Below are 26,055 nucleotides of genomic sequence, written 5' to 3' on the forward strand. Positions count from 1 at the left end.
CCGCCGACTTCGGCTTTAATGACAAGGCGGATGGGCACACGCTGGCAGGCGTGAAATTCGCGACGCTGCCCACCGCGGGAACGCTGACCCTGTCCGGCAAGGCGATCAAGGCCGGGCAGGTCGTCAGTTCGGCAGATCTCGGCAAGCTGACCTATACGCCGACCGCCAATGCCACAACGCCCGCATCCTTCTCCTTCCAGGTCATCGACAATGGCGGAAAGGCCGATGGCGGCATCGACACCGACCCGACGCCGAACGCCTTCCGCTTCTCGATCACGCCGGTCAACGATGCCCCGTTCGGCAGCGACAAGGTCGTCAGCATGCCCGAAGACAAGCGGTACGTCTTCAAGACAGGCGATTTCGGCTTTTCGGACAAGATCGACGGCAACGCGTTCCATGCCGTCAAGATCGCGGCCCTCCCGACCGTAGGTTCGCTCAGTCTCGCCGGCAAGGCCGTCAAATCGGGTCAGATCGTCAGCATCGCCGAGATCGGCAAGCTCGCCTATACACCGCCCGCAAACGACTTCGGCAAGGGGCTTGCGTCGATGAAATTCCAGGTCATCGACAATGGCGGAACCGCGAACGGCGGCAGGCACATCGATCCGACGCCCAACATCGTCACCTTCAACGTGGCGGACGTGACCGACATCATCCGGGGAACCTTAAAGGCCGACAAGCTCAAGGGAACACAGGGAAAGGATGTTCTGGATGGTCGAGCCGGCGCGGACACATTGACCGGCGGCAGTGGAGCGGACACCTTCGTCTTCAAGACCGGCTATGACCGCGACAAGATCACAGACTTCACGGCGACGGGGTCCAACCACGATATCCTGGACTTGGCCGGTCTCAAATCCGTAACCAGTTTTGCCGACCTCAAGAAAAACCACCTCTCGACCCACGGCGCCGACGTCTGGATCGATGGCGGAAAGGGTGATGTCCTGATCCTCAAGGGCATCAAGACCGGCGACCTGACGAAAGGGGATTTCCTCTTCTGAGCCGCCCTGCCGGCCAAAGCGACCGCCATAGCGAACGCGACCTGACTGGTTCCCGTCAGCCTCGCCTGCGGCAGCTCAGCCGAATTTTGCCGACCAGGTGTCGATCCACTTCTGTGCGGCGGCAAAGCGTCCGCTCGCGGCAAGTGCCTCGATATCGGACTTGATGTTCTGCCAATGCTTACGTTCCTGCGCTTCGGTCAGAAGCCGGCCGGAGGAGCGGCGTGAATTGTGAACGCGGACGTCCGTCGGCTCCTCGAAGTCGAGGCCGATGAACTCCTGCACCTTGCGAACCGAGTTGACGGGGTCGCTGCACAGATCTTCGAAATCGAGCAGCAGCAGCGTGTCCGAAAACCCGGCAGCGTCGAACCGCTGGATCTGGCTCCAATAGGAGGATGCATCGTCGAAGCCGCGGGTGGCGCGCGCACCATTGATGCTTCGTCCCCGGCTCGCATTGTGCGACATGTGGGAATCGATACGGTCGATCGGATCGCGCAGGATGTAGATCAGCTTCTTCTGCTTGGGCAATGCAGCAATTCGGTCCGCACAGCCGTTTGCCAGATAGTTTTTCGTGTAGCTGGGCGAGGCTTCCAGCGTCCAGCTTCCGCCGGGAACATCGTGCTTGAAGAAGCGAGCATACTTCTTCTCCCGATCTTCCAGAAAGTAGTCGAGCTCCTTGGTGCTCTTGAAGCCCTTTCTGTGCGACATCGTTACCTTCGAATGCTGCGAAAGCAGATGGTAGAGCGTCGTTGTGCCCGCCTTCATCGCGCCGATGATGATGATGTGACCTATGTGCATTCCGATACCGTCTTGAATAGCTCTCGACGCTGCCGGTAACATGCACGGGCTTCTGCGTCGAGTATATTTTCGGTTTCAGAATGGGTACTTTGGGAGGTTATGCATGCTGGCCGATGGTCTCGGTTCGAATTTAGCCCGCGTGCGACGTTTGTGTGCGCTTCTCGCCTTCATCCCCCTGCTCGCCGCCTGCACCGTCGAAACCTCACCCGGCCCCGGAGGCGGTGGCCGACCGATTCCCGGGCCGGGCATGTGCACGATGGAATATGCGCCGGTGTGCGCGGAGCGCGGCGGACGGCGGCAGACGCTATCCAACGCCTGTGAGGCGCGCAACCGCGGCTTCGATATCATCCATCGCGGCGAGTGCCGGCGTCAGCCGGAAGTCCGGGCCTGCACGCGCGAGTACAACCCGGTCTGCGGTGAGCGCCGCGGCCGCCAGCAGACCTTTGCGAACGCCTGTGAGGCGCGCAACCAGGGCTTCCAGATCATTAGGCGCGGGGAATGCCGTCGCCAGCCGGACCGGCGCCCGGACAGGGAGCCGGATCGCCGCCCCGATCGCGAACCGCAGCGGATGTGCACCATGGAATATGCCCCCGTCTGCGCAGAACGCGGCGGCCGGATGCGCACATTTCCCAACGCCTGCACCGCCGGCAACGACGGCTTCCGCATCATCGGCACGGGAGAATGCCGCCGCTGACGTCACCTTCCCGCGCGCCGCCATCCTCGCGGCGCGCGGCCGGGGCGGCGACAGTTGCGGCGCCGCAGGTCGGATTTCGTTCGCATCTCCCGGCAGCTGTGCTAACCAGATCCGACCCGCCAACCCCGTTCATCGTGCCACATGCTTCGTGACTTCTCCGCACAAGCGCTCTTCATGGGCCTTCTCACCGCCTTCGTCGGTTTCGCCAGTTCCTTCGCCGTCGTGCTGCATGGCCTGACGGGCGTCGGCGCCAGCGAAGCGCAGGCGGCATCCGGCGTGATGGCGCTTTCGATCTCCATGGGCCTGTGCGCCATCGTCCTCAGCGCCTGGACGCGGCTACCCGTCTCGATCGCCTGGTCGACGCCGGGCGCCGCATTGCTTGCCAGCTCCGGCGCGGTCGAGGGCGGTTTCGCGGCTGCCGTCGGCGGCTTTTTCGTCTGCGCCGCTCTCGTCGTCGCAGCCGGCCTCTGGAAGCCGCTTGGGCGCATGGTGGCGGCCATTCCCGCCACGCTGGCAAACGCCATGCTGGCCGGCGTGCTGATCGGCCTGTGTTTTGCGCCGGTCAAGGCGGTCGCGTTCAATCCGGTCTTCGGGCTCGCGATCCTTGGCGCCTGGGCAATCGTCGGCGCCTTCAACCGGCTCCTCGCCGTTCCGGCCGCCCTTGTCGCGTTCGCACTCGTGCTCGCCTTCGGCATCGACATCCCCGACGGGGCATTTTCCGCGATCGCGCGTGACCTGCTGCCGCATCCCGAGATCGTGGCGCCCGTGTTCAACCTGCCCGGCCTCGTCAGCATTGCCCTGCCGCTGTTCGTCGTCACCATGGCCTCCCAGAACATTCCGGGGATCGCCATTCTCAAGGTGAACCATTACGAGCCCAACCCCGGTCCGCTTTTCGCCGCCACCGGTCTCTTCTCGTTCCTCAGCGCACCCTTCGGCGGCCATGCCGTCAATCTTGCGGCGATCACCGCGGCCATGTGCGCAGGCGAGGATGCGCATGCGGATCCGCGCCGCAGATACTGGGCCGCCATCAATGCCGGCGTCTTCTACGTGGTCTTCGGTCTGCTGGCCGGCGCGGTGACGGCGATCGTCAACCTCGCGCCTCCCATCCTCATCCAGGCGGTCGCCGGCCTTGCCCTGATCAGCGCATTCGCAAGCTCGGCGATGAACGCCTTCAAGGAGGCGGAAACGCGGGAGGCCGCCGCCCTCACCTTCTTGACGACGGCGTCAGGCGTCAGCTTCGGCGGCATATCCGGCGCTTTCTGGGGCCTTCTCGCCGGCGGGCTTGTGATGGGCCTTGGCCGCTTCGTCGCCGCGCGCAAGGCCAAAAAGGTGTAGCGGAGGGCCGCGCCGCGCATTCTTCGCGGTTGGCCATGATTTTCCCGCCGACCCTTGCATTTCGAGGCTTTCTCGGATATGCGACCCCCGTCCGCGTAGACACCCTTGGAGGCAACGCGGATGAGGCTTTCACGAAATCCTCAAGTTTCGCACGGCCGGCCCGAAAGCCGCAGCCGGCGAAGCTCTCCAGTAACGTATGAAAGGTCATGCTATGAGCCACGCATCCTACGAGCTCAAGGCCGAGACGCGCGAACGGGTTGGTAAGGGGTCCTCCCGTGAACTTCGTCGCAACGGTCTTATCCCGGCTGTCATCTACGGTGACAAGAAGGCCCCGCTCTCGATCGCCCTGTCGACCAAGGAAGTCACCCAGCGCATCCACGCCGGCGGCTTCATGACGACGGTCGCGACGATCGACGTCAACGGCGAGAAGATCAGCGTCCTGCCGAAGGACTACCAGCTCGATCCGGTCCGCGATTTCACTCTGCACGTCGACTTCCTGCGCGTTTCCGCAGACAGCCGCGTCACCGTCCAGGTTCCGGTCCACTTCGTCAACGAAGACAAGGCCCCCGGCATCAAGCAGGGCGGCATGCTGAACATCGTTCGCCATGAAGTCGAGCTGCACTGCCCGGCCAACGACATTCCGGAAGCCATCACCTTCGACCTCGAAGGCCTGAAGATCGGCGACAGCATCCACATCTCGCACACCAAGCTGCCGAAGGGCACGAGCCCGGTCATCACCGACCGCGACTTCACCGTTGCCACGATCGTCGGCACGGCTGCAGCGAAGGAAGACGAAGCCGAAGGCGAGGCAAGCGCCGAATAAGCTTCAGACAAGACTGATTGTCTTGCACAAGCCCGCCTTCGGAGACGAAGGCGGGCTTTCGTTATTCTATCCAGCCATTTCAGCAACATTTAAGATATCGATGAAATACTGAGCTCCGGGGCAACAACACAAGAGAACCGGTATGCGGGCGACCATGCGCAGGACTGCGGAGAATGGGGCATGAGGATACGGTCGGTCGAAAGCCGTTTCATTGCCATTGTCTTCGGCGCACTTGTCGCGCTTGTCGCACCGCTGTTCCTCCTGCTTTTCGTCCTTTCGTCCGATCGGGTCGCACGCGAGCGGCTGCAAGACACGGAAATCCTTCTCAAGGCGAACGTTCAGGCGCTTGGCAAGCCTCTGTGGGATCTCGACGACGACAGCACGCAGCAGATCGTAAAAGCCCTGCAGGCCGACGATGAGATCGGCTATGTCCACGTTCGCGACACCTCCGGCACGCTCGACATCCGCCGTCCGGCCTCTCCCCCGCCGGTCGGCAGCGTCCAGTCCAAGATCACAGCCGACATCCTGCACCAGGCCCGGGAGGGCATCCGCAAGGTCGGCGAAGCGGAGATCTGGATCGCAAAGCGCGGAGCGATGTCGCGCATCACGAGGGACGAAATCGCCCTGTTCTTGATCTTCCTGTTTTCCGTCGGAACACTTGTCGTCGCAGCCATCATCGGCAATCGCATGACCATTATCCGCCCGCTGGAGCGTCTGACCGCCGCAATCGAGGCGACCCGGCGGCTTGGGTCGCGCCGGCACGTGGAATGGACATCCAGCGACGAGATGGGACACCTCGCCCGCACCTTCAACGAGATGCAGAGCAGGCTGGAGCGGGAGGAGAACGAACTCAGGCTCGCACACGCCCGCACCACCGAGATCTACAACAAGACGCCAGCCATGCTGTTCACGATCGATCCGGACAACCGGATCGCCGCCGTCAGCGACTACTGGCTGGTGGCAACCGGCTATAGCCGGGACGCCGTCATCGGCCGCAGCTTCACCGAATTCGTCGATGCCGCCGACCATCTGGTCTATCGCGATCGCCGTAGCGGCGGCGTGGACGACAACGGCATCTGCGAGGTCACCGTTAGGTTCCACCGCGCCGACGGGAGCGTGATGGACGTGCTGGTCCTCGAGAGTTGCGCATCCATCGGCAGCACCGAGCCGACGCTCTCGGTCATGACCGACGTGACGGGCCTGAAGGAGGCGGAAAGCCGCAACCACCGGCAGGCGATCACCGACCATCTCACCGGACTGCTCAACCGCCAGGGCTTCGAATCCGTCCTGGGCAGCCTGATCACAAAGGCGGATGCCGAGGAGCAGCAACTGGCCTGCCTCTTCCTCGACCTCGACCGTTTCAAATGGATCAACGACAATCTCGGACACGCCATCGGCGACCAGGTTCTCGTCGAGGTCGCCGAAAGGCTCCGCAACCAGTTGCGCTTCAACGACATCGTCGCCCGCCTCGGCGGCGACGAATTCGCAATCCTCCTCACCGCCCAGGACGCCATCCAGCTGGCACTCGACGTGAGCGGGAGGCTATGCTCCGCGCTCAAGGAGCCGATCATCATCAACGGCAGCCGTCTGAATGTCAGCGCCAGCGTCGGCGTCGCGGTCTATCCCGACCACGCGGCGAACGCGGGCGATCTGCTGCAGAAGTCGGACATGGCGATGTACGCCCGCAAACGGAACGGCAAGAACGGCACCCGCCTGTTTGACGACGAGATCGTCGACATCGCCCGCAAGCGCCTGGAGATCGAGCAATGCATCGAACAGGCTCTGCGGGAGGATTGGCTCGACGCTCACCTGCAGCCGATCATCGATCTTCGTTCGGGTCGCGTCTCGGGCTTCGAAGCGTTGCTGCGGCTGCGTCATCCGCAAAAAGGCCTCCTCGTCCCGGAAGACATCATCGTTGTTGCCGAGGAGAACGGATCGATCGGCAAGGTCGGCGACGTCATCTTCGAGAAATCAGTCCGCTATCTTGCCGATCTGTCGAAGATCGACGGCTTCTCCGACAGCTACCTGGCCGTCAACTTCTCGCCACTGCAGTTCGATGCCGCACTGCCGAGCCGCCTTGCCTCGCTGCTCCTGCAATATGGCGTCAAACCCTCGCGCATCGTGGTGGAGATCACCGAAGCGGTGCTGATGCTGGACAATCCGGCGGTCCGCCAGGTGATGGATGCGCTTGGCGCGCTTGGCTGCCGGATCGCGCTCGACGACTTCGGCACGGGGTACTCTTCGCTGAGCTATCTGAACAGCTTTCCCGTCGATATCGTCAAGGTCGACCAGTCATTCGTCAGGGCGCTGGGTACGTCAGCACCGGAAGTTGCCCGCAAGAGCCGCACATTGATCGAAGGCATCTGCATGATCGCCCACCAGATGGGCTGCACGGTCGTCGCCGAAGGCGTCGAGACCGAGCATCAGTTGCAGGTTCTGAACGAGATCGGCATCGACTTCGGCCAGGGCTATCATTTCAGCGCACCGCTTCCCGTTGCCTCCCTGATCGAACGACTTCGCGGTCCAGCATGGGACAAGCCGGCCATCCGGGCCGGGGAGCGATGAAGGGATCGGGGGTAACAATGGTGCGAATGGGACGTGTTCTGCTTCCAGCCTTCCTTGTCGCAGCGTTTGCCGCCACGATCGCTCCCGCGGCGCGAGCTGCCGAAATTACCTTGGTCACAGAGGAATACGCCCCGTACAATTACTCCGAAGATGGCGTCATCAAGGGCATTGCCGTCGATCAGGTCCACCGGATCGCGGCAATGGCCGACATCACCTACCGCATGGAGATCATGCCGTGGGCGCGTGCCCTGATGCTGGTGGAACGGCAGACCGACCACTGCGTCTTCACCACAGGCCACAATGGCGAGCGTCACGCCCGGTTTCGCTGGGTGGAACCGCTCCTGGTCGACACCATGGTCATGGTCAAACGCAGGGGAAGCTCCGTCGGGGTGCAGACGCTGGAGGATGCCCGCCGCCTGCGGGTCGGGGCTCAGCGCGGCGATTTCGCCTTCGATTTCCTCAAGGCGCGCGGCTTTGCCGATATCGACCTGGCAGCCGAGCTCTCCATCACGCTCGGCAAGCTGGAAAACGGCCGGATAGACCTGATGCCGACGTCCCTGAAAACCTACGAGAAACTCGTCTCCGAAGGCGCAGCAATCGACACGGCACTGATGATGGACGGGCAGACCTACGGCCTGGCCTGCAATCTGAACATGGCGTCCGAAACCGTCGAAGCGCTGCAGGCGGCCCTGGACACGCTGATCGAGAGCGGCGAGCAGGATGCGATCTTCGCCCGATACGGCCTGCCGCCAACCGGAAAGGCAGGTCGTCCGGCCGCCGCCATCGACTGAGGCTCCGAAAGGCGCCTCACCGCAGCCGCCGTCGTCCCGAAAGCCTTCCGCCAGAGAAATCGGTTGACATCGGCCACGATTGGCTGTGGGAACAGGGCGAAACGACAGTCACCCCAAGAGCGCGTCCGATGCTGATCATTGCAGGCCTTGGCAATCCCGGCCCCAAATACGCCGCCAATCGCCACAACATCGGCTTCATGGCGGTCGATGCCATCCACCGCAAGAACCCGTTCTCTCCCTGGTCGAGGAAGTTCAAGGGCGAGATCGCGGAAGGCGAGCTTGCAGGAGAGAAGGTGCTGCTGATCAAGCCGCAGACCTTCATGAACCTGTCCGGCGAGGCCGTCGGCGAGGCGATGCGCTTCTACAAGCTCGCCGCGAAGGATGTGGTGGCCATCTACGACGAACTCGACCTTGCGCCCGGCAAGGCGCGCATCAAGACCGGCGGCGGCCACGGCGGCCACAACGGCGTCAAGTCGCTCGACGCCCATTGCGGCAAGGACTATCGCCGCCTGCGCCTCGGCATCGGCCACCCCGGCGTCAAGGAACTGGTGCACAACCATGTGCTCGGCGATTTCGCCAAGGCCGACCATGTCTGGCTCGATCCGCTCCTCGACGAACTGGCACTCAACGCCGAAATGCTCGTACGCGGCGAGGATTCGCAGCTGATGAACAAGCTGGCGCTCGCTGTCGGCGGCACCGTCGATGAAAAACCGAAGGCTCAGCCGAAGTCGGCAGCCCAGTCGCACATCCGCCAGGCGCGCAATACCGCACAGCCGAAGGCCCTTCCCGCAAGCGGTCCGATGGCGGAGATGCTGAAGAAGCTCCTGGGCAAGTCCGAATAGCCAACCGCTATTCTTCCGGCTCGGTCGTGAACATCAGTGGAAATCCTGCGTCCTTGGCCAGATCGGTCGCTTCGCTCGCCTTGGTCTCGGCGATGTCGCGCGCGCAGACGACCACCACGCACGTGCCAAGCTTGTGCGCCGTCATCATCACCCGGTAGCCGGTCTCCTCCGACATTCGGAACACCGCGCGCAGGACGAGGATGACGAACTCGCGGGGCGTGTAGTCGTCGTTGACCAGAATGACCTTGTAGAGTCGCGGTCGCTTAAGCCTCGGCTTCGTCGCCGTCTTCGGCTTCAGCGCGCCGTCCTTGCTGCCCATCGGAGGACCTCTCCTGATGACGATGCTGCTCTCTGCAGGCCTTCTATCTTGCAACGCCGGCCGCCGCGCCGCAAGGGCGAGCGGCGATCTTGCCCTTTTCGGTGCCCGCTTCAGGCCCGCTTCCCGCATTTGCCGTCCGTCAGACTTGACCATGCCCCGCCCTTCCCCCATAGCGAGGGCAAAGATTTCCAGACACGGACGGACCATTCCATGGGTTTCAAATGCGGTATCGTCGGGCTGCCGAATGTTGGCAAGTCCACTCTCTTCAACGCGCTGACGAAGACGGCGGCAGCACAGGCGGCCAACTATCCCTTCTGCACGATCGAGCCGAACACCGGCGAGGTTGCCGTTCCAGACGCGCGCATGCAGAAGCTCGCAGCCATCGCGGGCTCCAAGGAAATCATCCCGACGCGCATCTCCTTCGTCGATATCGCCGGCCTCGTCCGCGGCGCTTCGAAGGGTGAAGGCCTCGGCAACAAGTTTCTCGCCAACATCCGCGAAGTCGACGCCGTCGTGCATGTCCTGCGCTGCTTCGAAGACGATGACATCACCCATGTCGAGGGCCGCATCAACCCGGTTGGCGACGCTGACACGATCGAGACCGAACTGATGCTCGCCGATCTTGAAAGCCTTGAGCGCCGCGTTGAGCAGACCCGCAAGCGCGCCACGGGCAAGGACAAGGATTCCATCGCGCAACTGCCGGTGATGGAAGCCGTGATCAAGCTGCTGCAGGACGGAAAACCGGCCCGCCTCCTCCTGAAGACACTCGCACCTGAAGAGATCGACATCCTGAAGGGGCTCAACCTTCTGACGTCGCATCCGGTTCTCTATGTCTGCAATGTCGCCGAGGCCGACGCATCGACCGGCAACACGCATACCGAGGCCGTCGCCGCCATGGCCAAGGAACAGGGCGCCGAATGCGTGGTCATCTCGGCTGCGATCGAATCCGAGGTCGCCCAGCTGCCGGAAGATGAAGCCGCAGAATTCCTGTCGGCGCTCGGCCTTGAAGAAGCAGGCCTCGACCGCCTGATCCGTGCGGGCTACCACCTTCTCGACCTGATCACCTATTTCACCGTCGGCCCGAAGGAAACACGCGCCTGGACGATCGTCCGTGGCACCAAGGCGCCGCAGGCCGCAGGTGTCATCCATACCGATTTCGAACGCGGCTTCATCCGTGCCTTCACCATCTCCTATGACGACTACATCGCCTACAAGGGCGAAGTCGGCGCCAAGGAAGCCGGCAAGGGCCGCGACGAAGGCAAGGAATACGTCGTCCAGGACGGCGACGTCATCCACTTCCGCTTCAACACCTGATGAAGCTTCCTCGATGGCCGCGCCGGCGCGGCCATCGAGAGACATTCAATGCACGTCGTCAGTGGACGGCGTGCAGCCTCGAGGAAATTTCCGCAGGCATGAAGCCCATGACGAAGCGCCGCAGCGCCGGCCAGAAGATGCCCACGCCGAGCACGACGATCCCAACCGTCAGGATCGTGACATACACGTAGCTCGAAGCCTCAAAGGTGTTTTCGCGCAGCAGCGTCCAGATCGAAAGGCCGAGCGACAGAAGCCCCGAAGTCACGAAGGCGCGCCGGTCGATCACGAGCCCAACCAGCATGAACACGCAGACGATGGCGATCACTATGCCGGCCTGCAGATAAGTCGTCTCCCCGCCCCACCAGTCTCCCGAAAAACGGTTGATGAACACGAAGGCGAGCATCGCGTAGCGCAGGAAGGGTGCAGCGCCCAGATGCAACCAGAAGGCTATGTCGGAACGGCGCGTCTGCCGCTGCGGATCGGCCAGGTCGTAGCGCATGGCGACCGCAAACAGGCCGAGGGCTGCGATCAGGAAGACCAGCGCAGCTACAAGGCTGTGATCGACAACGAACTGGTCCGTGCCGGCAAGCTTGCCAAGAAGAACCAGTACGAGCAGAACAGCCAGCGCAAAGGCTGAAATCAACGTCAGCGCCAGCGCCAGCGGCACCCGGTAGCGCCAGTAGTAAAGCCCGAGCAGCACCGGATAGCTCGCCAGGAAGGCGCAGGCGTAGGTGACCGCGTTCCAGCCCTCGCCGAACGGCCCGAGCGCGAGCGCGATCAGGTATCCGGCCCCCTGCACGAAGGCGATCGTCAGCGCGAAGGCCGGTAGCGCCAGCCGCTGCCGGCGCACCAGCACCTCGCTCAGCACCAGCACGGCCGGGATGAGCGCCAGCACGCTGGCAAGGCCACTGAGGCCGACCAGCGCCACGACGACGCCAATGGTGATCAGGACATCGTGGAATCCGCGAACAAAGCGCGGCGCCTCCGTATCCTCGATATCGCGCGGCGGGGCAGCGAAGCCCTCCGCGTCGTTTGCTGGCATGACGGCGACGTAGCTGCCATGCATCTGCAGGTAGGTTGCAAGACCGGCCACCTGGCCGTCGCTGATAATGCCTTGCCCCGCCGCCCGTCGCAGCGTCTCTTCGAGTTCCGTCATCAAGTCGTTTCCGTCATATTTCGGCCGATCCGCTCTTTTTGATTGCAAGACCGGTGGTACATAAATCTGCTACGCATGGCCAGTGGCATACTCAGGCACACAGGGTAGCCCGGACCAATTCAGTCCGGAGCCGTGAGGAGGAGACGCGATGCTCAGTTTCAAGGATTTCCCCGTCGGCCGGCGCTTCGAGTTTCCGTCGCGCACCGTCACGGCCAAGGAGATCATCGCCTTTGCGCGCGAATTCGATCCACAGCCGATGCACGTTGACGAAGCCGCCGGAACGGCCAGCATCCTCGGCGGGCTGGCGGCCTCCGGCTGGCACACCAGCGCCATGATGATGCGCATGCTCTGTGACAGCTATATCAACAAGACCGCTGCAGAGGGTTCGCCCGGCGTCAGCGCCATGCAATGGAAGCGGCCGGTGCTTGCCGGCGACACGCTGTCGGGCCATTGCACCGTGACGGAGGCGCGCCTCTCGCGCTCCCGTCCGGAAATCGGCATCGTCCGCTTCGTCGCCCAGGTGATAAACCAGCATGGCGAGACGGTTGCGCTGTGCGACTACGCCAACATGATCCGCACCGAAGCTCCGGAGGCCGCCGCCCATGCGCATGGCTGAACTCTACGCCCTCAACGAGAAGGTCGTTCTCGGCAGCCTTCATTTTTCCGCCGAAGACATCGTGCGCTATGCCCGCCAGTTCGACCCGCAGCCCTTCCACGTCGATGCGGAAGCCGCACGGCATTCGCTGTTCGGCGGACTGTGCGCCTCCGGCTGGCATACCTGTGCTGGATGGATGAAGACGTTCGTGGCGTTCTGGAGCGCCGAATATGCGCGGCTGAAGCGTGAAGGCCTCACCCCGCCCGAGCTCGGCCCCTCCTCCGGCTTCCGCGACCTGCGCTGGTTCAAACCCGTCTTTGCCGGCGACACCATCACCTATTCGGTGACGTTGCTCGATGTCCGAGAGCACCGGTCGCGAACCGACCGGATCCTGTGCACCATCCTGTGCGAGGGCAGCAACCAGCACGGCGAACCGGTCATCCGTTTCGAGAGCACCGTGCTGGAATTCGTCTGACGCAGCGTCGAATACTGCTCTGGGGATACGATGCTCGACACCGCCATAAACACTCTCGGCTTTGGCTTTTTTGGCTCGGCAACCTTCATCGGCGTCGTGGGCTACAGCGCGATAAGAGACAAGCCGCAGATGAAGCGCGCCCCGAATTACATATCTTGGTTCTTCCTCCATAGGAAAAACCATGCGAGGACCTTGCTCGCGCTGGGTCTGCTGAATTTCACGGCCGTCATCGCCTTGGTCATCCTCATTGGAATTCGTGAAGGGCGGCTGTGAAATCGATCCGCGTCTGCGGCATCTCCTCCATCCGGTCCCAACGGGTGAAGTTTGCAAAGGGCTGCAGCCTCAGTGCCCCGGGTAGGAGACCAGCGTGCGCACCTCTACGCCCAGCGCCTCCAGCTTCGCCCGCCCGCCGAGCTCCGGCAGGTCGATGACGAAGCAGGCAGCGGCAATATCCGCGCCGAGCTGTCGGATCAGGTTGGCCGCGGCAACGGCCGTGCCGCCCGTTGCGATCAGGTCGTCGACGAGGATGACCTTGTCGCCCGGCTTCAGCGCATCCTTGTGGACCTCCATCTCGTCCACGCCGTATTCCAGGCTGTAGGCGATGCTGACCGTCTCGCGCGGCAGCTTGCCCTTCTTGCGGATCGGGATGAAGCCCGAGGAAAGCTGGTGCGCCATGGCTCCGCCGAGGATGAAGCCCCTCGCCTCGATGCCCACGACCTGTGCGATGCCGGTTCCGGCATAGGGATGGACGAGCTCGTCGACCGCGCGGCGGAACGCGCGCGGATTGCCGAGCAGCGTCGTGATGTCCCGGAACATGATCCCGGGTTTCGGATAATCCGGAATGTTGCGGATGGCGGCGATCAGTTCGTCCTGGAGCGTCATTTTCAAGTTCCGTTTTCGGCCGGGGAAAGGAAACGGGCAACGCGAGCCGATTGCAAGAAAGAACTGTCGCCCCATTAAAAAAGGCGACCCGGAGGCCGCCTTCCTTGTCGTGTATGCAGAACCGCTCAGTGTTCCTTGCTGGCGTAGACCGACTTCTTGGTCAGGTAGATCAGGCCGGTGAAGATCACCAGGAAGACCATGACCATGAAGCCCATGCGCTTGCGCGCTTCGAGGTGCGGTTCGGCGGCCCACATCAGGAACGCCGACACGTCGTGCGCGTACTGGTCGACCGTCTGCGGCGCGCCGTCATCATAGGTGACCTGATCGGCCGAGAGCGGCATTGCCATGGCGAGTGCCGCGGCATTGGCGAAGTACGGGTTGTAATGCGTGCCTTCGGCCACTTCGACGCCGGCCGGCGGATCCTGATAGCCGGTCAGAAGCGAGTAGATGTAGTCCGGCCCGCCTTCCTGATACTGCGTGAAGATGTCGATGACGAACTGCGGGAAGCCGCGGGTGATGCCACGGGCCTTCGCGATCAGCGAGAAATCCGGCGGGGCAGCGCCGTTGTTGGAGGCCGCAGCCGCCTCTTCATTCGGGAACGGCGAGGGGAAATGGTCGGAAGGCACGGCCTTCCGCATGAACATCTCGCCATCGGCATTCGGGCCGTCCTGAACCTCGTAGTTCGCCGCGAACGCCTTGACCTGGTCCTCGGAGTAGCCGAGGTCGGTCAGCGTGCGGAAGGCGACGAGGTTCATCGAGTGACAGGCCGCGCAGACCTCGGTGTAGACCTTCAGGCCGCGCTGCAGCTGGCCCTTGTCGTACTTGCCGAAGGGACCGGCAAACGACCACTCCTGCTCCCGCGGATGGTTGATCGGATAGTGCGGCGTGGCGTGTTCCGCCTCCGCGCCGCCGGCTGCGTGTTCGTCCTGCGCGGTTGCAATCGAGATGCCGAGGCCGGCCACGACTGCGAGCGAAAGAAGGCTTGCAAGAAGCTTTTTCATTGTTCGGTTCCTTTCGTCGCGTCGCGATCAGGCCTTGGCCAGCTGTGCGTTGGCGTTCTTCTGTTCCAGAACCGCTTCCGTAATGGAATTCGGAATGCGCTTCGGGGTCTCGATCAGGCCGAGGACCGGCATGATGACGAGGAAGAAACCGAAGTAGTAGAGCGTGCCGAGCTGCGAAAGGATGATGTAGATGCCCTCTGCCGGCATGGCGCCGAGCCAGCCGAGCATGATGGCATTGGCGACGAACAGCCAGAAGAACAGCTTGTACCAGGGACGGTACACCGCCGAGCGGACCTTCGAGGTGTCGAGCCAGGGCAGGAAGAACAGGATGATGATCGAGCCGAACATCACCAGAACGCCGCCGAGCTTGGAGTCGATCGGGCCGATGTTGAAGGTGATGGCGCGCAGCATCGCGTAGAACGGCAGGTAGTACCATTCCGGAACGATGTGGGCAGGCGTCTTCAGCGGGTTCGCCGGAATGTAGTTGTCCGGGTGGCCCAGGTAGTTCGGCATGTAGAAGATGAACCAGGCAAACACGATCAGGAAGACCGAGACGCCGAACGCGTCCTTCAGCGTCGCATAGGGCGTGAAGGGAACCGTATCCGTCTTGGACTTGACCTCGACACCGGTCGGATTGGTCTGGCCGGTGACGTGCAGGGCCCAGACGTGCAGCACCACGACGCCGGCGATCATGAACGGCAGCAGGTAGTGCAGCGAGAAGAAGCGGTTCAGCGTCGGCTGGTCGACGGCGAAGCCGCCGAGCAGGAACTGCTGGATCCACTCGCCGACGAGCGGGAAGGCCGAGAAGAAGCCGGTGATGACGGTCGCGCCCCAGAAGGACATCTGGCCCCAGGGCAGCACGTAGCCCATGAAGCCCGTCGCCATCATCAGCAGGTAGATCACGACGCCGAGGATCCAGAGGATCTCGCGCGGCGCCTTGTAGGAGCCGTAGTAGAGGCCGCGGGCGATATGGAGATAGACCGCGATGAAGAAGAACGACGCGCCGTTGGCGTGCATGTAGCGCAGCAGCCAGCCGTTGTTGACGTCGCGCATGATCTTTTCGACAGAGTGGAATGCCTCGTTGGTGCTGGCGACATAATGCATCGCGAGCACGACGCCGGTCAGGATTTGCGAGATCAGCATGACCGAAAGCATGGCGCCGAAGGTATAGGCGTAGTTCAGGTTGCGCGGCACCGGATAGGAAATGAAGCTGTCATGGATCAGGCGCGGCAAGGGCATGCGCGAATCGATCCATTTTTCGATGCCGGTCGTCGGTTGGTATGTGGAATGCTCTGCACTCATAATCAGTCTTCCCCTCAACCGATCTTGATGACTGTGTCAGACACGAAACCAAAGGTCGGCACGTGCAGGTTCTCCGGCGCGGGACCTTTGCGGATGCGACCAGCCGTATCGTAATGCGAGCCGTGACAGGGACAGAACCACCCGCCGAAGTCCCCTGCCTGGCCGAGCGGCACGCAGCCGAGGTGCGTGCAAGAACCGATCATGACGATCCAGTTCTCCTTGCCCTCGCCGGCCGAACGGTCGAGGTCGGTCGCCTGCGCGTCAGATGCGAGGTTGGCGTTGCGGGCGACCGGATCCTTCAGGTCGCCGAGCGGAACGGCCTTCGCCTCTTCCACTTCCTTGTCGGTCCGGTTGCGGATGAAAATCGGCTTGCCGCGCCACTTCGCCGTCAGCGACATGCCGGGCGTGAGGCTGGAGACATCGACTTCGATCGAGGCGAGCGCGAGCGTAGACGCATCGGGGCGCATCTGGTCGATGAACGGCCAGGCGACTGCGGCAGCGCCGACCACACCCGCCATCCCCGTCGTAAGATATAGAAAATCGCGACGCGTGGGCTCTCCCGCGGTCCCGCTTGTTGTGTCGTGTTCGCTCACGGCCTGACCATCCTCTCACGCAAAACTGCGAAATCCGCAGTGACCTCCTGCTGCCGGGAAAGCGGACACAATACGGCCATAGATTCCCCGCCAATTTGGCGGGTTCTATGCTTGATCGCGAAATATGTCCAGCCTTGGCAAGTACAGGGGGGCACAATGTCGCGGGAAAAGCCAGGCGTGTGTTTTCGTTGCCAAAGTAGATGCCGCAAGGAAGGGCCGCGATTCAAGAACATCGCGCGGCATGTTTCCCTCCCCCCTATTCGGCTGCCTCGTCCAGGGCGAGGAAACCGCCCGACTGGCGCGCCCACAGCTCGGCATAGATCCCGCCCCGCGCCACAAGCTCCGCATGGGTTCCCTGTTCGACGATTCGGCCGCGATCCATGACCACGAGCCGGTCGAGCGCGGCGATGGTGGAGAGCCGGTGGGCGATGGCAAGAACGGTCTTGCCGTGCATCAGCTTTTCCAGGTTGGACTGGATCGCGGCCTCGACCTCCGAATCCAGTGCCGAGGTCGCCTCGTCCAGCACGAGAATCGGCGCGTTCTTGAGCATGACGCGGGCGATGGCGATCCGCTGCCGCTGGCCGCCGGAGAGCTTGACGCCCCGCTCGCCAACATGCGCGTCGTAGCCCTTGCGGCCGCGCTGGTCCTCCAGGCGCAAGATGAACTCGTTTGCCTCCGCCCCGGCGGCCGCCTCGATCATCTCCGCCTCCGTCGCATCGGCCTTGCCGAAGAGAATGTTGTCGCGGATGGAGCGATGCAGCAGCGCGGTATCCTGGCTGACCATGCCGATGCTGGCGCGCAGCGTCTCCTGTGTTACGGCGGCGATATCCTGGCCGGCCACGAGGATGCGCCCGCCCTCCAGATCGTAGAAGCGCAGGAGCAGGCTGACGAGCGTCGACTTGCCGGCGCCGGAGCGACCGACGATGCCGACCTTCTCGCCCGGCCGAATCGTCAGGGACAGGTCGTCGATCACGCCGGACTGGCGGCCGTAGTGAAAGCGGATGTGCTCGAAGCGGATCTCCGGCGTCGTGACCACGAGCGGGCGCGCGTCGGGTCTGTCCACCAGCCCGATCGGCTGCGAGATCAGTTCGGCGGAGTTCTGGATCGTGCCGATGTTGCGCATGATGTTGTTCAGCTGCGTCATCAGCCGGTTGAGCAGGAAGTTCAGCCGCAGCACCAGCGCCATGGTGAAGGCGACCGCACCCGAGCTGATCGAGGAGGCGAGCCAGAGATGGATGCAGAGCACGCCCATTGAAACGATCATGATGCCGGACAGGAGCGCCATCGAGGCTCGCACGCCCGTCAGGAACCGGGCGAAGCGTCTGATGGTCTCCTGGTAGGTCTCGAAGCCTTGCAGCATGTAGCGGTCGTTGACGTCGTCGCGGCCAAAAAGCTTGAGCGTCTGCACGTTGGAATAGGCATCGACCATGCGGCCGTTCAGCATCGAGGCGGCTTCCGCCGATTCCTTCGAGTGAAAGCGGATGCGCGGCACGAAGAAGCGCGCCAGCAGTGAAAAGACGCCGATCCAGACGCAGATGATCGCAGCCAGCCGCAGATCCAGTCCACCGATCAGCACCAGCGTCGAGGCGGCGTAGATCGTCACGAACCAGACGCTTTCCATGAACGAGGTGATGACGTCGCCGGTCGCCTGCCCCGCCGACCACACCTTGGTGACGATGCGGCCGGAAAAGTCGTTCTGGAAGAAGGAGAGTGACTGGCGCGCGACATGGGCATAGGACTGCCAGCGCACCATGTTGTAGAAGCCCTGGGTAATGACCTGCTGGTCGAACAGTGCGGTCAGGAATGTGACGGCGAAACGGACAAGACCGATCAGCACCAGCATCGCCAGCAGTTCATAGCCGTGTCCGGCGATCAGGCCACTCCAGCCATCCGCAGGCTTCACGCTGGCGAGGATGTCGACGACCCGCCCGACGAACCAGAAGGTTGCTGCCTCTATCGCGGCCGTCAATCCGCCGAGGATCAGCATCGCCACGAACGGTCCCGGCGCCTGGCGCACGTAGAACCAGGTAAAGCCGATCAGTCCGGACGGCGGGCGCAGGTCCTCTGTCCGCGCGAACGGCTTGATCCAGTTTTCGAAGTAGGAAAAGAGCGCGCGCAGGATCATGGCCGAAGATATAGGATGATTCCGCGGCGCGGCAAATTAAAGTTCGGCAGGGAAAGGCGCCGCTAGAGGCCCGCTTTCCCTGCCGCGAAACGGGCCGCAGACGCCGTTCTTCAGCCGGAATCGCGGCATTTACGTCGCATTGCACAATAAAATATTCGCATGTGCGAGATAAAATAATCATTCAGAATCATGACGTTGGCCAATAGTGACACGGATGATCCCGCGCAAACGTACTTGCGCCGCCGGCCCGATTTGACAATAGAAACGGCCGTTCTTGGTTAGATCTACGAAGGATTTCCTCCCGATCCCCCCGCATTTCATCCAGGTTCGAACTTTGGAAGGCGACGCGTCCCGGCACCGGTCCCCTGGTGCCTCCTCCCCTCATCGCGATCGCCGGTCACAACGATATCGAGGTCAGTCTCTTGGTAGCATTGCCAAACAATTCCGCCAATGCGAGCGCCGCTGCTTCTGACGGCACCGCATCGAACCACCGGTTTGCGCTGATCGCGCTCACCTCCCTGTTCTTCATGTGGGGCTTCATCACCTGCCTGAACGACATTCTCGTCCCGCACCTGCGCAACGTCTTCTCGTTGAACTACACGCAGTCGATGCTGATCCAGTTCTGCTTCTTCGGCGCCTATTTCCTGGTGTCGCTGCCGGCGGGCGCGATCGTCCGCCGCATCAGCTACAAGGGCGGAATCGTGCTCGGCCTCGTGATCGCCGCGATCGGCTGCGCGCTGTTCGTGCCCGCCGCCTCCTACCGCACCTATTCGCTTTTCCTCGGCGCGCTGTTCGTGCTGGCAAGCGGCATCACCCTCCTCCAGGTTGCGGCCAACCCCTACGTGACGGTGCTCGGACCGCCGGATACCGCCGCAAGCCGCCTGACCATGACGCAGGCGTTCAACGCGCTCGGGACGACGCTCGCACCGATGTTCGGCGCGCTTTTGATCCTCGGCAGCGCCGCCGCCGCCACCGCCAACATGTCGCCCGAGCAGATCGACGCCCTGAAAACGGCCGAGGCTGCCGCCGTCAAGATGCCCTATATGGGCCTTGCCGGCGCCTTCCTGCTTCTGGCCGCGGTCTTTGCAGCTCTGAAGCTGCCGCGGGTGGATGCGTTTGAGGAAGTGGCACCGATCACCGACACCGGTTCGGCCTGGAGCCACCGCCATCTCGTCCTCGGCGCGATCGGCATCTTCCTCTATGTCGGCGCCGAGGTCAGCATCGGCAGCTTCCTGGTCAACTTCTTCGGCGAACAGTCGATCGCAGGCATGCCGGAGGCCGAGGCCGCCCACTACGTCGCCTACTTCTGGGGCGGCGCCATGATTGGCCGCTTCATCGGCGCCGTCGCCATGCGCTACATCGACGACGGCAGGGCCCTGGCCTTCAACGCCGCAGTCGCCATCCTGCTGTTGCTGGTGACGGTCTTCACCTCCGGCAGCCTTGCCATGTGGGCGGTGCTCGCGATCGGCCTCTTCAACTCGATCATGTTTCCGACGATCTTCTCGCTCGGCCTCTACGGCCTTGGGCGCCATACCAGCCAGGGCTCCGGTATCCTGTGCCTGGCGATCGTCGGCGGCGCCATCGTGCCCGTTGTCATGGGCGCGCTCGCCGATACCATCGGCATCCAGCACGCCTTCCTGCTGCCGGTGCTGTGCTACGCCTACATAGCCTACTACGGCCTGAAGGGCCACAAGCCGACCTGAGGGTCGGCCGGACGACACAGCCGTAAAGGCCAAAACCGCGCAAACGGCGCGCTCCGACCCGGGGCGCGCCGTTTGCATTCGGGAACAGCCGCACCCCCCCCCTCACCGTCAGACCGGACCTGATCCGGTGTCCAGCATCGCCGCATCCGCGGCGCAGGAAACGTTTTATCGCGCAAGGACTTGCGCGGCTGGACGCCGGCTCCAGGCCGGCATGACGACAAGGTGAGGGCTTGGCACCGATTTCACCCAGTTCTGCTCCACTGCCGCCTCGCCCTTTTACTCCGCCGCCGCCTCGCTTTTCTCGTCGTCGGCGATGAAGCCGCCGGACTGGCGGTTCCACAGATCGGCATAGATGCCGCCGCCGGCAACGAGCTCGGCATGGCTGCCGGTCTCGTGAATCCGCCCCTTGTCGAGAACGACGAGGCGGTCCATCTCCGTCAGCGTCGACAGGCGGTGGGCGATGGCGATCACCGTCTTGCCCTGCATCAGCGCGAACAGGTTCTCCTGGATCGCCGCCTCGACCTCCGAATCGAGCGCCGACGTCGCCTCGTCGAGGATCAGGATCGGCGCGTCCTTGAGGAAGACGCGGGCGATCGCTATGCGCTGGCGCTGGCCGCCGGAGAGCTTGACGCCGCGCTCGCCGACCTGGGCATCCAGCCCCTGGCGCCCCTGCATGTCGACAAGATCCTCGATGAAGCTCCACGCATTGGCGCGCTTCGCCGCCTCGATGATCTCTGCGTCCGTCGCCTCCGGCCGGCCATAGGCGATGTTGTCGCGGATCGACCGGTGCAGCAGCGACGTATCCTGTGTGACGACGCCAATCTGGCTGCGCAGGCTGTCCTGCGTGACCTTCGAGATGTCCTGACCGTCGATCGTGATGCGGCCCTTCTCCAGGTCGTAGAAACGCAGCAGCACGTTCATCATCGTCGTCTTGCCGGCGCCCGACCGGCCGACGAGGCCAATCTTCTCGCCCGCCCGGATCGACAGCGACAGGTCCTCGATCACCCCCTTGTTCTTGCCGTAGTGGAAACTGACGTTCTCGAACGCGATCGCGCCCTTGCGGGCCGAAAGGGGGGCGGCCTGCGGATGATCGGTGATGTCGTGTGCATTCGTCATCATGCCCATGCCGTCATAGACGGTGCCGATGTTTTCGAAGAGCGCGGACACTTCCCACATGATCCACTGCGACATGCCGTTGATGCGCATGGCAAGGCCGATGGCGATCGCGATCGCGCCGACCGAGATCGCACCGTTCAGCCAGAACCAGATCGACAGGGCAGAGATGAAGAACAGCGCCACGCAGTTGTTCAGGTAGACGAGGATGTGAAACATCGTCACCTTGCGCATCTGCCGATGCACGGTCTGAAGGAATTCGTCCATCCCATTGCGCGCATAGGATTCTTCCCGGCCGGCATGCGAGAAAAGCTTGACCGTTGCGATGTTGGTGTAGCTGTCGACGATCCGCCCGGTCATCATCGAGCGGGCGTCGGCCTGCTGGGAGGAGATCCTGCGCAGCTTCGGCACGTAGTACGTCACGATCGCCACATAGACCGCAAGCCAGACGAGCAGCGGCGCGACGAGGCGCAGGTCCGCGCTCGCCACCACGGCGATCATCGTCACGAAATAGGTGACGACGTAGACGAACACGTCGAGGATCTTCATCACCGTCTCGCGCACGGCGAGCGATGTCTGCATCACCTTGGTGGCGACCCGGCCCGCGAACTCGTTGGCAAAGAACGTCATGCTCTGCCGCAACAGGTAGCGGTGCATCTGCCAGCGCGCGATCATCGGATAATTGCCGAGCAGCACCTGGTGCATGATGATCGAATCGAGCGCCACCACCAAAGGCAGGCCGACGAGCACGACCGCGCCCATCCAGTAAAGACGCGGCGCCTCCGTCTCGAGGAACGTCGCGCGGTCCGCGCTCGACAGCCAGTCGACGATGTTGCCGAGAAACTGGAACAGCATGACCTCCCCGACTGCGATCAGCGCGGTGAGCACCGCCATGATCGCAAGCCAGGGCGCGGCCGCGCGCGTGTAATGCCAGCAGAAGGCAAAAAGGCCCTTCGGGGGGAGCTTCGGCTCCTCGGAGGGATAGGGATCAAGTCTTTTTTCAAACCAGCCGAACATGGTGGCAGTCTCTCCGAAACAACCCCGGAAACGGCGCGGCGCGTTGCGCGGTCACGCATGGGCCCCGTCGGGGCAACCGGGAAACCGCGATACGGCATAAAGGCCAGTGCACGGTCATTGAAAAACGAAAGTCGGGAAAAGCGTCGAACGCCTAGGCGAGAGCGATGGCGATGCCGTCAAGGAGGCGTGGTCGATAAGCTGTATCCATCCGGATGCCTCCCTGTTCTCGCGTTGAAGATGACGTTTGTTACCCTGAATTGCACATTTTTGCCAGAGGTCATGCCCAATTTTTCATCGATCCACCGCCACCTGTTGCCCGGCTGGCACAGCGGTCGCACCGATCGTGTCACAGCTCCCCTTTGGCTGCCGTTCAGTTTGCGCTATGGCAGGGCATGTCTGACCTTCGCATCGCCCTTTACCAGCCGGATATCGCCGGCAACACCGGCACCATCATGCGGCTCGCCGCCTGCCTCGGCATGGGCGTCGATATCATCGAGCCTGCCGGCTTTGACATTTCCGACCGCAACCTGAAACGTGCGGGACTGGATTACCTCGCCACGGTCCGGCTTGTCCGGCACGTGACCTGGGAGCGCTTCGAGGAATGGCGCATCCCTGCCGGCAGGCGGCTCGTGCTCGCCTCGACCAAGGCGGCCCTGCCCTATGTCGACTTCGAGTACCACGCCGACGATATCATCCTCCTCGGCCGCGAAAGCGCCGGCGTGCCGGACCACGTCCACGACAAGGCGGATGCCCGCCTGCTCATTCCGATGGTCGACGGCCAGCGCTCCATCAACGTTGCCATGTCCGCGGCGATGATCGCCGGCGAGGCCTTGCGTCAGACGGGCTTCGGCTGAGATCGCCTGACGCCCGTCCGGAAAGGCCGCCGTCGCCGGCGCAAGTCCGAAAAGGTACAGCTCACGGGAGTTTCTCAGTCGGATTGTGGTTGCCGCCAGGCACCTATGGGATACCGCTTTGGCGGGGACTGCTCTAGGCGGCATCGTCGTAGACGCTTTCCCAGCGCGCGGCCCGCAGTGCCCTTGCCCACCACAAGAGCCGGTTCACCATCACGATCAACGGCCCCTTCATCTGCGACGGACGCATGGGGTTTCCTTCCGAATCGAACTGCGACCACGCATGGGCCAGGCTGACGGTGTCTCGGATGGCGACTGCATGCAGCTCGGCGAAAACCAGACGCAATTGCTCCACTGCGCGCAGTCCGCCCGAAACGCCTCCATAGGAAACGAAAGCGACCGGCTTTGCATGCCACGGCTTGTAGGTGCTGTCGATCAGCGCCTTCAGCACACCGGGATAGCCGTGGTTGTATTCCGGCACGACGATGATGAAGGCGTCGGCCCGTGCCAGCTGCATCTCGATTTCCGCGACCGAGCGCGCATCCGGCCCGCTGGCGGTAAAGGTCAGCCGCGCGGGGTCCAAGATCGCGACGTCGAAACCGCTCAAACCCTCGAGCTCGGACAAGAGCCAGTTCGCCACCGTATCGCAGAAGCGCTCTTCACGCGCGCTTCCATAGATGATCGCGATGCGGATTTTCTCACTCATGCCTGCAGTCTCCAACCTGTGTTTCAATCGTGTGGAGACGATGATATAAAACCTCAACCAATATTGAGGTCAATGCGGCGGATGAAGAAAGCTCCAGGCAAACAGATCCCCTTCGAGCTGAGCGTCGGCGAAGTGGCGGCCCGAAGCGGCGTGGCGGTATCGACGCTGCATTTCTACGAGACCAAGGGTCTGATCGAGAGCCATCGCAACCGCGGAAACCAGAGGCGCTATCCGCGCTCGATCCTGCGCCGGGTCGCGGTGATCAAGATCGCCCAGCGCACCGGCATACCGCTTTCCGAAATCGCAGAAGCGCTCTCCGCGCTGCCCCACGACAGGCCGGTTGCCGCTGAAGACTGGCGATCGCTGTCGCAGAACTGGCAGCGGGGCCTCAATGAACGGATCGCCGCCTTGACCGCGCTGCGCGACCAGCTCGAAGGCTGCATCGGCTGCGGCTGCCTCTCGATGCACGATTGCCCCTTGCGCAACCCCTACGATGAACTTGCCAAGACAGGACCGGGTGCACGGCTGATCGACCCCTGAACGCAAGAAGCCACGCAAGCGATGCGCGGCTTCACAAGATGATCAGTGCTTCGGCTTGGACTTGCGGCGGTCAGGGGATCTTGCTGGCGAGCAGCTTGTCGATCCGGCGCCCGTCCATGTCGACCACCTCGAACTGCCAGCCCTGCGTCTGCACGATCTCGCCGGTGACAGGAAGATGCTGCAGCACATCGATGATCAGGCCGGCGACGGTCTGGTAGCCGCGGTTGTCCGGCAGCGACAGACCGAACCGGTCGGCAAGCTCGTCGATCGGCATGGAGCCGGAGAGGAGCCAGGACCCGTCGGCGCGCTGGACGGCATAGTCGTCCTCCTCGCCCTCGCCAATGTCCGAGCGGAACACGCCGGCGATGGCCTCCAGCACGTCCGCGGGCGTCAGCACGCCCTCGAAATGCCCGTACTCGTCATGCACCAGCAACATCGGCACGTCGGAAGAGCGCAATGCCTCGAGCACGCGCATGGCGTCCATGCTGTCGGGAATGACCGGCGCCTCGCGGATATAGCTGCGGATATCAAAGGGCGCACCCGAGGCTACCGCGGGCAGGAGCTCGCGCGTCTGCAGGATGCCCATGACTGATTCGATCCCGTTTTCGCTGACCGGCAGGCGCGAGTGCTGGCTGGTGAAGATCTGCTGGCGAATTTCCGCCGGATCGTCGCTGAGATCGATCCAGTCGACGTCCTTGCGCGGGGTCATCAGGCCGCGCGCCTCGCGGTCCGAAAAGCGCATCACGCCCGCGATCATGCTCTGCTCGCCGCTTTCGATGACGCCGGCTGCTTCCGCTTCGGCCATGACCGCCTTGATTTCCTCGTCGGTCACTACGCTTTCAGGCGCCTCATGCAGCCCCATGATGCGGAAGATGAGCCGCGTCGAACCGTCGAGCAGCCAGACGAAGGGCCCACCGATCTTGGACAGCAGCGACATCATCGGCGCCACGTTGCAGGCGAAACGCTCCGGATTGCGGAGCGCGATCTGCTTGGGAACCAGTTCGCCGACGACGACGGAAAGGTAGGTGATCAGCGTGATGACGATGCCGTAGCCGAGCGGGCCTGCAAGCCACACCGGTACGTTGGAATCGCGCAGGATCTCGCCGAGGCGCTCGCCGAGCGCGGCACCCGAGACCGCGCCCGCCAGGATGCCGACCAGCGTGATGCCGATCTGGACGGTGGAGAGGAATTTTCCCGGATTGTCGGCAAGCCTGATGGCCGTCTCCGCTCCGCGCCGCCCCTGGGCAGCCATCGTTCTCAGGCGGACTTTCCGCGAAGAGACGATCGAGAGTTCCGAGAGAGCGAAAATTCCATTGATGACGATAAGAAGAAATGCAATCGCAAGTTCGAACAAGCGGTGTTCGCCGGACGCATTGATCGAACCGGCACCTTTCTGCTGTTTCAGATGGCGGCAACTTAGGGGCCGGCAGGGCCGCGGTCAATGTGTCGCGTACCGGCCGGGCAACGAATTGTGGCGGGCATGGCGATGAGGGCCATGGGCGGCGCGGACGCGGTTGCGCCTG

25 protein-coding genes are annotated in these 26,055 nt (G+C 63.1%); 14 read left to right on the plus strand and 11 right to left on the minus strand.

The genetic code is table 11. The annotated features are described in order from the left end of the window. On the plus strand, positions 1-995 hold a 995-nt coding region (locus tag CRO48_RS32375; RefSeq protein ID WP_407071952.1), incomplete at its 5' end, for an Ig-like domain-containing protein. Positions 996-1,070: 75 nt separating this feature from the next. Here CRO48_RS32375 and CRO48_RS23980 read toward each other — a convergent pair. After that, the gene (locus CRO48_RS23980; RefSeq protein ID WP_176526870.1) at positions 1,071-1,790 is read right to left on the minus strand and encodes a sulfotransferase family protein; all 720 of its coding nucleotides are present in this window, start codon (positions 1,788-1,790) and stop codon (positions 1,071-1,073) included. Between the two features lie 103 nt (positions 1,791-1,893). On the opposite strand from CRO48_RS23980, the gene CRO48_RS23985 reads away from it, so the two are divergent. The 6 genes from CRO48_RS23985 to pth all read left to right on the plus strand — a co-directional run bounded on the left by CRO48_RS23985 (position 1,894) and on the right by pth (position 8,840). Further along, positions 1,894-2,484, plus strand: a complete 591-nt coding sequence (locus CRO48_RS23985) for a Kazal-type serine protease inhibitor domain-containing protein (protein WP_141402116.1) — start codon at positions 1,894-1,896, stop codon at positions 2,482-2,484. Between the two features lie 141 nt (positions 2,485-2,625). Next, entirely contained in the window at positions 2,626-3,819 is a 1,194-nt protein-coding gene (locus CRO48_RS23990) for a benzoate/H(+) symporter BenE family transporter (protein WP_097142287.1), read from the plus strand. A 211-nt stretch (positions 3,820-4,030) separates the two neighbouring features. Beyond that, on the plus strand, positions 4,031-4,642 hold the full coding sequence (locus CRO48_RS23995; protein WP_097142288.1) for a 50S ribosomal protein L25/general stress protein Ctc: 612 nt from the start codon (positions 4,031-4,033) through the stop codon (positions 4,640-4,642). A 180-nt stretch (positions 4,643-4,822) separates the two neighbouring features. Then, complete coding sequence (locus tag CRO48_RS24000; protein ID WP_097142289.1) at positions 4,823-7,207, plus strand: EAL domain-containing protein; 2,385 nt, start codon at positions 4,823-4,825, stop codon at positions 7,205-7,207. A 17-nt stretch (positions 7,208-7,224) separates the two neighbouring features. Next, entirely contained in the window at positions 7,225-7,998 is a 774-nt protein-coding gene (locus tag CRO48_RS24005; RefSeq protein WP_245423644.1) for a substrate-binding periplasmic protein, read from the plus strand. A gap of 128 nt (positions 7,999-8,126) precedes the next feature. Then, positions 8,127-8,840 (plus strand): aminoacyl-tRNA hydrolase, encoded by a 714-nt coding sequence (gene pth / locus CRO48_RS24010; RefSeq protein WP_097142291.1) that lies wholly within the window; start codon positions 8,127-8,129, stop codon positions 8,838-8,840. Between the two features lie 7 nt (positions 8,841-8,847). Here the strand turns inward: pth and clpS are convergent, their stop codons facing one another. After that, positions 8,848-9,159 carry an ATP-dependent Clp protease adapter ClpS gene (clpS, locus tag CRO48_RS24015; RefSeq protein WP_097142292.1) on the minus strand — a complete coding sequence of 104 codons (312 nt, stop codon included), beginning with the start codon at positions 9,157-9,159 and terminating at the stop codon, positions 8,848-8,850. A gap of 210 nt (positions 9,160-9,369) precedes the next feature. On the opposite strand from clpS, the gene ychF reads away from it, so the two are divergent. Continuing rightward, on the plus strand, positions 9,370-10,473 hold the full coding sequence (gene ychF, locus CRO48_RS24020) for a redox-regulated ATPase YchF (protein WP_097142293.1): 1,104 nt from the start codon (positions 9,370-9,372) through the stop codon (positions 10,471-10,473). A gap of 58 nt (positions 10,474-10,531) precedes the next feature. Here the strand turns inward: ychF and CRO48_RS24025 are convergent, their stop codons facing one another. After that, entirely contained in the window at positions 10,532-11,629 is a 1,098-nt protein-coding gene (locus CRO48_RS24025) for a hypothetical protein (RefSeq protein WP_097142294.1), read from the minus strand. A 148-nt stretch (positions 11,630-11,777) separates the two neighbouring features. Here CRO48_RS24025 and CRO48_RS24030 point away from each other — a divergent pair, with 148 nt between their 5' ends. From CRO48_RS24030 to CRO48_RS24040, 3 genes are read left to right on the plus strand one after another with little or no spacing between them, the layout of a single operon-like run. Next, positions 11,778-12,245 carry a MaoC family dehydratase gene (locus CRO48_RS24030; protein ID WP_097142295.1) on the plus strand — a complete coding sequence of 156 codons (468 nt, stop codon included), beginning with the start codon at positions 11,778-11,780 and terminating at the stop codon, positions 12,243-12,245. Further along, positions 12,232-12,699: a MaoC family dehydratase gene (locus CRO48_RS24035; protein ID WP_097142296.1), complete on the plus strand. Its 468-nt coding sequence runs from the start codon at positions 12,232-12,234 to the stop codon at positions 12,697-12,699. Before CRO48_RS24030 ends, CRO48_RS24035 begins: the two co-directional genes overlap by 14 nt. Positions 12,700-12,729: 30 nt before the next feature. Beyond that, entirely contained in the window at positions 12,730-12,972 is a 243-nt protein-coding gene (locus CRO48_RS24040; RefSeq protein WP_097142297.1) for a hypothetical protein, read from the plus strand. A gap of 69 nt (positions 12,973-13,041) precedes the next feature. Here the strand turns inward: CRO48_RS24040 and CRO48_RS24045 are convergent, their stop codons facing one another. The 5 genes from CRO48_RS24045 to CRO48_RS24065 form a co-directional block, all read right to left on the minus strand. Beyond that, a complete protein-coding gene (locus CRO48_RS24045; protein ID WP_097142298.1) occupies positions 13,042-13,581 on the minus strand; it encodes an adenine phosphoribosyltransferase in 540 nt (179 codons plus the stop codon). Positions 13,582-13,706: 125 nt separating this feature from the next. Beyond that, entirely contained in the window at positions 13,707-14,582 is an 876-nt protein-coding gene (locus CRO48_RS24050) for a cytochrome c1 (RefSeq protein ID WP_097142299.1), read from the minus strand. Positions 14,583-14,609: 27 nt separating this feature from the next. Further along, positions 14,610-15,884, minus strand: coding sequence for a cytochrome b (locus tag CRO48_RS24055; protein ID WP_097142300.1), 1,275 nt, complete (start codon positions 15,882-15,884; stop codon positions 14,610-14,612). A gap of 14 nt (positions 15,885-15,898) precedes the next feature. Continuing rightward, positions 15,899-16,477, minus strand: coding sequence for a ubiquinol-cytochrome c reductase iron-sulfur subunit (gene petA, locus CRO48_RS24060; protein WP_097142301.1), 579 nt, complete (start codon positions 16,475-16,477; stop codon positions 15,899-15,901). A gap of 256 nt (positions 16,478-16,733) precedes the next feature. Then, a complete protein-coding gene (locus tag CRO48_RS24065; protein ID WP_097142302.1) occupies positions 16,734-18,602 on the minus strand; it encodes an ABC transporter ATP-binding protein in 1,869 nt (622 codons plus the stop codon). Positions 18,603-19,033: 431 nt separating this feature from the next. On the opposite strand from CRO48_RS24065, the gene fucP reads away from it, so the two are divergent. Beyond that, positions 19,034-20,305, plus strand: a complete 1,272-nt coding sequence (gene fucP, locus CRO48_RS24070) for an L-fucose:H+ symporter permease (protein WP_245423648.1) — start codon at positions 19,034-19,036, stop codon at positions 20,303-20,305. 276 nt (positions 20,306-20,581) lie between these two features. Here fucP and CRO48_RS24075 read toward each other — a convergent pair whose 3' ends face one another. After that, on the minus strand, positions 20,582-22,435 hold the full coding sequence (locus CRO48_RS24075) for an ABC transporter ATP-binding protein (protein WP_097142303.1): 1,854 nt from the start codon (positions 22,433-22,435) through the stop codon (positions 20,582-20,584). A gap of 392 nt (positions 22,436-22,827) precedes the next feature. On the opposite strand from CRO48_RS24075, the gene CRO48_RS24080 reads away from it, so the two are divergent. Further along, a complete protein-coding gene (locus CRO48_RS24080) occupies positions 22,828-23,289 on the plus strand; it encodes a tRNA (cytidine(34)-2'-O)-methyltransferase (protein ID WP_097142304.1) in 462 nt (153 codons plus the stop codon). A gap of 133 nt (positions 23,290-23,422) precedes the next feature. On the opposite strand, the gene CRO48_RS24085 is transcribed toward CRO48_RS24080, so the two are convergent. Next, positions 23,423-23,992 carry an NADPH-dependent FMN reductase gene (locus CRO48_RS24085; protein ID WP_097142305.1) on the minus strand — a complete coding sequence of 190 codons (570 nt, stop codon included), beginning with the start codon at positions 23,990-23,992 and terminating at the stop codon, positions 23,423-23,425. An 81-nt stretch (positions 23,993-24,073) separates the two neighbouring features. Here CRO48_RS24085 and soxR point away from each other — a divergent pair, with 81 nt between their 5' ends. After that, positions 24,074-24,532 (plus strand): redox-sensitive transcriptional activator SoxR, encoded by a 459-nt coding sequence (gene soxR / locus CRO48_RS24090; RefSeq protein ID WP_097142321.1) that lies wholly within the window; start codon positions 24,074-24,076, stop codon positions 24,530-24,532. A 70-nt stretch (positions 24,533-24,602) separates the two neighbouring features. Here the strand turns inward: soxR and CRO48_RS24095 are convergent, their stop codons facing one another. Beyond that, on the minus strand, positions 24,603-25,886 hold the full coding sequence (locus CRO48_RS24095; RefSeq protein ID WP_097142306.1) for a hemolysin family protein: 1,284 nt from the start codon (positions 25,884-25,886) through the stop codon (positions 24,603-24,605). Positions 25,887-26,055: the final 169 nt, after the last annotated feature.

The organism is Rhizobium subbaraonis, from assembly GCF_900220975.1.
Lineage (GTDB): Bacteria > Pseudomonadota > Alphaproteobacteria > Rhizobiales > Rhizobiaceae > Mycoplana > Mycoplana subbaraonis.

Bases quoted from the DNA above. Each gene is read 5' to 3' on its own strand.
- CRO48_RS23980 (WP_176526870.1), bottom strand. From the start codon at position 1,790: ATGCACATAGGTCACATCATCATCATCGGCGCGATGAAGGCGGGCACA.
- CRO48_RS24040 (WP_097142297.1), top strand. From the start codon at position 12,730: ATGCTCGACACCGCCATAAACACTCTCGGCTTTGGCTTTTTTGGCTCG.
- CRO48_RS24080 (WP_097142304.1), top strand. From the start codon at position 22,828: ATGTCTGACCTTCGCATCGCCCTTTACCAGCCGGATATCGCCGGCAAC.
- CRO48_RS24075 (WP_097142303.1), bottom strand. From the start codon at position 22,435: ATGTTCGGCTGGTTTGAAAAAAGACTTGATCCCTATCCCTCCGAGGAG.
- CRO48_RS24085 (WP_097142305.1), bottom strand. From the start codon at position 23,992: ATGAGTGAGAAAATCCGCATCGCGATCATCTATGGAAGCGCGCGTGAA.
- pth (WP_097142291.1), top strand. From the start codon at position 8,127: ATGCTGATCATTGCAGGCCTTGGCAATCCCGGCCCCAAATACGCCGCC.
- soxR (WP_097142321.1), top strand. From the start codon at position 24,074: ATGAAGAAAGCTCCAGGCAAACAGATCCCCTTCGAGCTGAGCGTCGGC.
- CRO48_RS24005 (WP_245423644.1), top strand. From the start codon at position 7,225: ATGGTGCGAATGGGACGTGTTCTGCTTCCAGCCTTCCTTGTCGCAGCG.
- CRO48_RS24055 (WP_097142300.1), bottom strand. From the start codon at position 15,884: ATGAGTGCAGAGCATTCCACATACCAACCGACGACCGGCATCGAAAAA.
- CRO48_RS24000 (WP_097142289.1), top strand. From the start codon at position 4,823: ATGAGGATACGGTCGGTCGAAAGCCGTTTCATTGCCATTGTCTTCGGC.
- CRO48_RS23985 (WP_141402116.1), top strand. From the start codon at position 1,894: ATGCTGGCCGATGGTCTCGGTTCGAATTTAGCCCGCGTGCGACGTTTG.
- CRO48_RS24030 (WP_097142295.1), top strand. From the start codon at position 11,778: ATGCTCAGTTTCAAGGATTTCCCCGTCGGCCGGCGCTTCGAGTTTCCG.
- CRO48_RS24065 (WP_097142302.1), bottom strand. From the start codon at position 18,602: ATGATCCTGCGCGCGCTCTTTTCCTACTTCGAAAACTGGATCAAGCCG.
- CRO48_RS24050 (WP_097142299.1), bottom strand. From the start codon at position 14,582: ATGAAAAAGCTTCTTGCAAGCCTTCTTTCGCTCGCAGTCGTGGCCGGC.
- CRO48_RS23990 (WP_097142287.1), top strand. From the start codon at position 2,626: ATGCTTCGTGACTTCTCCGCACAAGCGCTCTTCATGGGCCTTCTCACC.
- ychF (WP_097142293.1), top strand. From the start codon at position 9,370: ATGGGTTTCAAATGCGGTATCGTCGGGCTGCCGAATGTTGGCAAGTCC.
- clpS (WP_097142292.1), bottom strand. From the start codon at position 9,159: ATGGGCAGCAAGGACGGCGCGCTGAAGCCGAAGACGGCGACGAAGCCG.
- CRO48_RS23995 (WP_097142288.1), top strand. From the start codon at position 4,031: ATGAGCCACGCATCCTACGAGCTCAAGGCCGAGACGCGCGAACGGGTT.
- CRO48_RS24045 (WP_097142298.1), bottom strand. From the start codon at position 13,581: ATGACGCTCCAGGACGAACTGATCGCCGCCATCCGCAACATTCCGGAT.
- CRO48_RS24035 (WP_097142296.1), top strand. From the start codon at position 12,232: ATGCGCATGGCTGAACTCTACGCCCTCAACGAGAAGGTCGTTCTCGGC.
- CRO48_RS24025 (WP_097142294.1), bottom strand. From the start codon at position 11,629: ATGACGGAACTCGAAGAGACGCTGCGACGGGCGGCGGGGCAAGGCATT.